The organism is Georgenia sp. (assembly GCF_054605595.1).
In genome coordinates this window covers 1-5,658 of sequence record NZ_JBTSDU010000163.1, presented here as the reverse complement: position 1 = coordinate 5,658, position 5,658 = coordinate 1, and the positions used below count along the sequence as shown (strand labels likewise).

Here is a 5,658-nt window from a genome sequence, read left to right as displayed (position 1 = left end):
GGTCCGCGCGCGCGGATCGGCGGAGGTCATCGGTTCAGACTACGTCGGGGGGGCAACGGCGTGCCCGGGGCCGGTACCGGCCCGGCGCCGTCGGCGGCCGAGCGGCCGGCGCAGACCCCGTCAGTAGCCGGACGGCTTCGGCGCGTCCGCAGCCGCCATGACGGCTGCCCCGTCGGGGCCGACCACCCACCAGACGTCGTTCACGCCCTGGCCGGTGACGTCGCCCGGACCGTCGTCCGGCGCGTAGTAGTAGAGGGGCCAGTCGTTGTAGCTCACCTGCACCGTGCCGTCACGACGCTCGAGCGTGCCGATGAGGGAGGCGTCCACGCCTTCCCCGGCGCCGGCCTCGCCCGTCAGCGGTGGCCACATGTCGAGGCACGGCCCCTCGCACGTGCTCGTGCCCGGGGAGTCCGTGGCGAAGAGGTAGAGCGTGTTCCCGTTCCCGTCCACCAGGAAGGTGCCGAGGTCGGTGGTGCTGGTCCCGAGCGTCGCCGTGGTGGGAGACTCGGGAGCGGCGCCGGAGTCGGCGCCGTCGGTGCTGCCGCAGCCGGTGAGGGCGACGCCGGCGACGAGGCCGACCGCGGCGAGTGTGCGCACGTTCATGATTCCTCCGAAGGGGGTCCCGATGGTGCGGCTGCCCTTGCGGCCCCCGCGACCGGCCCACCAGTGATACGGGCCGGCGACGACGGGGGATTGCGTCGCGACGGGTCGCCGGACGGCGGTGGCGCGCGCGGCCCCGCAATCCCGAGCGGCCCCGCGGCCGTACCTGCTGCTGTGGACCTCTTCCCGCGCGCCGAACGGGCCGCCGACGCCGCGCTCGTCGCGGGGCTCGCCCTCGACGACGAGCAGGCGGCCGTCGCGTTCGTCCACCGGTTCCAGCGCCCGGTGTACGGCCTCGCCCTCTCCGTCACGCGGGACGCGGCGCTCGCCGAGGACGTCGCCCAGGAGGTCTTCGTCCGGGTGTGGCGCGCGGCCGCCGGGTACGACGTGCGCCGCGCCTCCGTGCTGACATGGGTCCTCACCATCACCCGCAACGCCGCGATCGACGCGGTACGGCTTCGGCGCCCCACCCCCATGGACGCCGACGCCCTCGAACAGATCCTCCTGGCGACGACGGAACTGCCGGAGACGGAGCCTGCCGCCCTGCGCAACCTCGAGCGGGACCGCGCGCTCGCGCACCTGCGGGACCTGCCACCGGAGCAGGCCCGCGCCGTCGTCCTCGCCGTGATCGGCGGGTGCACCGCCGCCGAGGTGAGCGAGCACGAGGGCATCCCGCTGGGCACGGCCAAGACGCGCATCCGGACCGGCCTGCGCCGGGTCCGGGAGCGGATGGACGGAGGAGAACGGTCATGACCGAGCGGCATCCCAGCCCGGACGAGCTGCTCGACCTCGCGCTCGCGAACCCGACCGGCCCGCGGCGCGGGCTGCTCACCCAGCACCTGGTCGCGTGTGAGGCGTGCCGTCGCGAGTACGCGGAGGTCGCCGCAGCGGTGGACCAGGTGGTCATCGCCGCACCACAGACCGAGCCACCGCCGGGCTTCGACCGCCGGGTGGTCGCCGCGATGAGCACCGGCACCGGCACCGGCGGTGCGCGCGGCAGCGACGGGAGCGGGGTGGGCGCCGCGGCGACGACGACCTCCCCGGTCCGCATCACGGCCCGCCGCCGCGTCCGGGTCCTGCTCGCGGCCGCCGCCGTCGTGGGTGCCCTGGTGGGGGCCGGGGCCGCCGCCGGACTGCTGGGTGCCGAACCCGAACCGCAAGCGCTCGGTGTGCCGGTGGTGACCGACGCCGGTGACCGCGTCGGCACCGTCGCCGCGAGCCGGTTCGAGGGCCGCGACGTGCTCGTCGTCGAGATCGAGGGCGGCCGTCCCGGCGCCACGTACAGCTGCCGCCTGGTGTTCGAGGACGGCACGTCCCGCACCGTGGGGGAGTGGACGATCGGCGACTACGACCAGGCCGCCACCTGGGTGGTGCCCGCACCGGGGCCGGTGGCGGTCGTCGAGCTCGTCGCCGAGTCCGGTGCCGTGTGGGCCACCGCCGAGATGTGAGCGTCGCTGCCGGGTGAGCCGGCTGCCGCCGGGTGAGCCCGCTGCCCGGCCGATGGGCTCGCTGCCGCCGGGTGAGCCCGCTCCGCCCGGGCGACCGACCTTGCACTCTCCGGGTCAGAGTGCCAGGATTCGAGTTAGCACTCTCCCCCCGAGAGTGATAACGACATACCGGCTGGCCGACGAGGCCGGGCCGTCGGCGGGACATGACCGCCGCCGTTCCGGTCGTCCGTCGCGGGCGTCGCCAGCAGGGAACCAACCACCACCAGTGGAGGAACAAGCATGGCGAAGATCATCGCCTTCGACGAGGAGGCCCGCCGCGGCATGGAGCGGGGACTCAACATCCTCGCCGACACCGTCAAGGTCACCCTCGGCCCGAAGGGCCGCAACGTCGTCCTGGAGAAGAAGTGGGGCGCCCCCACCATCACCAACGACGGCGTCTCGATCGCCAAGGAGATCGAGCTCGAGGAGCCGTTCGAGAAGATCGGCGCCGAGCTCGTCAAGGAGGTCGCCAAGAAGACCGACGACGTCGCGGGTGACGGCACCACGACCGCCACCGTGCTCGCCCAGGCCCTCGTCAAGGAGGGTCTGCGCAACGTCGCCGCCGGCGCCAACCCGATCGCCCTGAAGCGGGGCATCGACAAGGCCGTCGAGGCTGTCATCGAGCAGCTCTTCAAGCAGGCCAAGGAGATCGAGTCCAAGTCGGAGATCGCCGCCACGGCCGCCATCTCCGCCGGCGACACCGCCATCGGCGAGCTCATCGCCGAGGCGCTCGACAAGGTCGGCAAGGAGGGCGTCGTCACCGTCGAGGAGTCCAACGCCCTGGGCCTCGAGCTGGAGCTCACGGAGGGGATGCGCTTCGACAAGGGCTACCTCTCCGCCTACTTCGTCACCGACCAGGAGCGCCAGGAGGCCGTCCTCGAGGACGCCTACGTGCTCCTCGTCGAGTCGAAGATCTCCAACGTCAAGGACCTGCTCCCGCTGCTGGAGAAGGTCATCCAGGCCGGCAAGCCGCTGGTCATCATCTCCGAGGACGTCGAGGGTGAGGCCCTGGCCACGCTCGTCGTGAACAAGATCCGCGGCACCTTCAAGTCCGTGGCCGTCAAGGCCCCCGGCTTCGGCGACCGCCGCAAGGCGATGCTGCAGGACATGGCCATCCTCACCGGTGGTCAGGTCATCTCCGAGACCGTGGGCCTCAAGCTGGAGAACGCGGACCTGTCCCTGCTCGGCCGCGCCCGCAAGGTCGTCGTCACCAAGGACGAGACCACGATCGTCGAGGGTGCCGGCGACGCCGACCAGATCGAGGGTCGCGTCTCCCAGATCCGCGCCGAGATCGAGAAGTCGGACTCGGACTACGACCGCGAGAAGCTGCAGGAGCGCCTCGCCAAGCTGGCCGGCGGCGTGGCCGTCATCAAGGCCGGTGCCGCCACCGAGGTCGAGCTCAAGGAGCGCAAGCACCGCATCGAGGACGCGGTGCGCAACGCCAAGGCCGCCGTCGAGGAGGGCATCGTCGCCGGTGGTGGCGTGGCCCTCATCCAGGCTGCCAAGGACGCGTTCCTCACGCTCGAGCTCGAGGGTGACGAGGCGACCGGTGCGAACATCGTGCGCGTCGCGGTGGACGCACCGCTCAAGCAGATCGCCATCAATGCCGGTCTCGAGGGTGGCGTCGTCGCGGAGAAGGTGCGCGGCCTGCCCGTCGGCCACGGCCTCAACGCCGCGACCGGCGTGTACGAGGACCTGCTCGGCGCGGGCGTGAGCGACCCGGTCAAGGTGACCCGCTCTGCCCTGCAGAACGCGGCCTCCATCGCGGGCCTGTTCCTCACGACCGAGGCGGTCGTCGCGGACAAGCCCGAGAAGGCCGCCGGGACCGGCGGTGGCGACTCCGACATGGGTGGCATGGGCGGCATGGGCTTCTGACGCCCGTGCCCGGTTCCCGGGCGACCTGACCGAGGGGCGGTACCCGCGAGGGTGCCGTCCCTCGGCGTCGTCCCGGGGAACGGCGCGGCCGGCTCAGCGGACGACGGCGACGACGCAGTCCGCCCGGCGCAGCACCGCCTGGCTCACCGAGCCATGTGCCCGAGCCGTCAGCCCGCCGAGGCCGCGGCTGCCGACGACGAGGAGCCCGGCCCCGGCCGAGTGCGCCAGCAGCGCCTCGACCGGCCCGGCGTCGACCGGCGTGAACTCCACACCCACGGTGGGGAACCGTTCCGCGCGGGCCTGCACCACCCGCGCCACGTGCTCCACCTCGCGGGCGGGGCTGCGCACACGTCCCACGTGGACGGCGTGCACGGCGAGCAGCGGGACGTCCCGACGTGCGGCGTCCGCCAGTGCGTAGTCCATTGCCGCGCCCGACCGGGAGTGCCGGTCCACCCCGACGACGACCGGTCCCACACTCGCCCGCGCCGGGGCACGGACGACGACGACCGGACCGTGCGCACGGGCGGCGAGCTCCCGGGCAGTGCTGCCGAGCTCGCCCGCGCCGCGCCCGCGGATACCGACGACCACGACCGCCGCGTGCCTGGAGGCGTCGACGAGCGCCGGGACCGGCCGGACCACCCGCACCTCCGACGTCACCGGCACGCCCGGGCGCCGGGCCTGGACCCGCGCCGTCGCCGCCGCGCAGACGCGCTGCGCCGCCGCCGTGACATCGGTGGTGGAGACGAGGTCGTTGGCGATCATCGACACCGCGAGCTCGAAGGCGTACAGGATGTGCAGCCCGGTGCCGCGGCGGTCGGCCTCGTCCACGGCCCACGCAAGGGCATGGTTGGTGCGGCCGGCGGCATCGACATGCACCACGACGTCCCGGCGTCCGCCTGGTCCGCCACGAGGGCGGGACCGGCCCGTGTCATGAGGCCACGCGGGGGCCTGGGCGGGCTGGTCCATGGTGGTGCCCCCGTCCTCCGGTGGCGCGTGTGCCGACCACGATACCGGGGCCGTTGCGGGCGGGCGGCGCCCGCCGGACGTACGTAGTTGCTACGCATCTTCGGTCGTTTCCCGGCACTATTCGCTCCAACCCCACCGCCGTGAGGATACGTTCCGAAGATGACCCACGAGGCTTCTGCCAGCGCGGTGGTCGCGATCTCGACCGACCGCGCGGCCACTGCGGAGGTCGTCGAGACGCTGAGCAAGGCGGGTCACGCCGTCCACGTCGCGACCGAGGGCATGGCCGGAGTGGCTCTGGTCCGCGAGCTCAACCCGCTGGTGACGATCGTGCAGGCGGACCTGCCGGACATCGACGGCAGCGAGGTGGCTCGCCGCATCCGCGAGTTCGGGAGCACCTACCTCATCCTCTTCTCCGAGGACGTCGAGGAGATCGACGTCATCCTCGCGCTCACCGCCGGTGCGGACGACTACCTCTCCCTGCCCCTGCGTCCGCGTGAGCTCCGCGCCCGGATCAACGCCATGCTCCGGCGCCCCCGCACGGTGCAGTCCCTGACCACGTTCGGCACCATGTCCTCCTCCGACTCACCGGCGTCCTCCGACTCACCGGCGTCCTCCGACTCACCGGGGTCCTCCGACTCACCGGGGTCTTCCGACTCACCGGCACCATCCGGCCCGGCCGGCCCCGCGGGCCCGACGCCGACCGGTCGCTCGGCCGCGGACGGCGGGGGGT

General features: G+C 73.2%; 6 protein-coding genes. 4 read left to right on the top strand and 2 right to left on the bottom strand.

From position 1 onward, the window contains the following. Window positions 1-120: 120 nt before the first annotated feature. The gene (locus ACYC1Z_RS13855; RefSeq protein ID WP_461410111.1) at window positions 121-603 is read right to left on the bottom strand and encodes a COG4315 family predicted lipoprotein; all 483 of its coding nucleotides are present in this window, start codon (window positions 601-603) and stop codon (window positions 121-123) included. A gap of 171 nt (window positions 604-774) precedes the next feature. Between ACYC1Z_RS13855 and ACYC1Z_RS13850 the strand changes: the two genes are divergently transcribed. From ACYC1Z_RS13850 to groL, 3 genes are all read left to right on the top strand, one after another. Then, entirely contained in the window at window positions 775-1,353 is a 579-nt protein-coding gene (locus ACYC1Z_RS13850) for an RNA polymerase sigma factor (protein WP_461410110.1), read from the top strand. Beyond that, entirely contained in the window at window positions 1,350-2,048 is a 699-nt protein-coding gene (locus tag ACYC1Z_RS13845) for a hypothetical protein (RefSeq protein ID WP_461410109.1), read from the top strand. The genes ACYC1Z_RS13850 and ACYC1Z_RS13845 overlap by 4 nt, the downstream gene beginning before the upstream one ends. A gap of 279 nt (window positions 2,049-2,327) precedes the next feature. Then, the gene (groL, locus tag ACYC1Z_RS13840) at window positions 2,328-3,962 is read left to right on the top strand and encodes a chaperonin GroEL (protein WP_461410108.1); all 1,635 of its coding nucleotides are present in this window, start codon (window positions 2,328-2,330) and stop codon (window positions 3,960-3,962) included. Window positions 3,963-4,055: 93 nt separating this feature from the next. On the opposite strand, the gene ACYC1Z_RS13835 is transcribed toward groL, so the two are convergent. Next, a complete protein-coding gene (locus tag ACYC1Z_RS13835; protein ID WP_461410107.1) occupies window positions 4,056-4,928 on the bottom strand; it encodes a universal stress protein in 873 nt (290 codons plus the stop codon). 159 nt (window positions 4,929-5,087) lie between these two features. On the opposite strand from ACYC1Z_RS13835, the gene ACYC1Z_RS13830 reads away from it, so the two are divergent. Then, on the top strand, window positions 5,088-5,658 hold a 571-nt coding region (locus tag ACYC1Z_RS13830), incomplete at its 3' end, for a response regulator transcription factor (protein WP_461410106.1).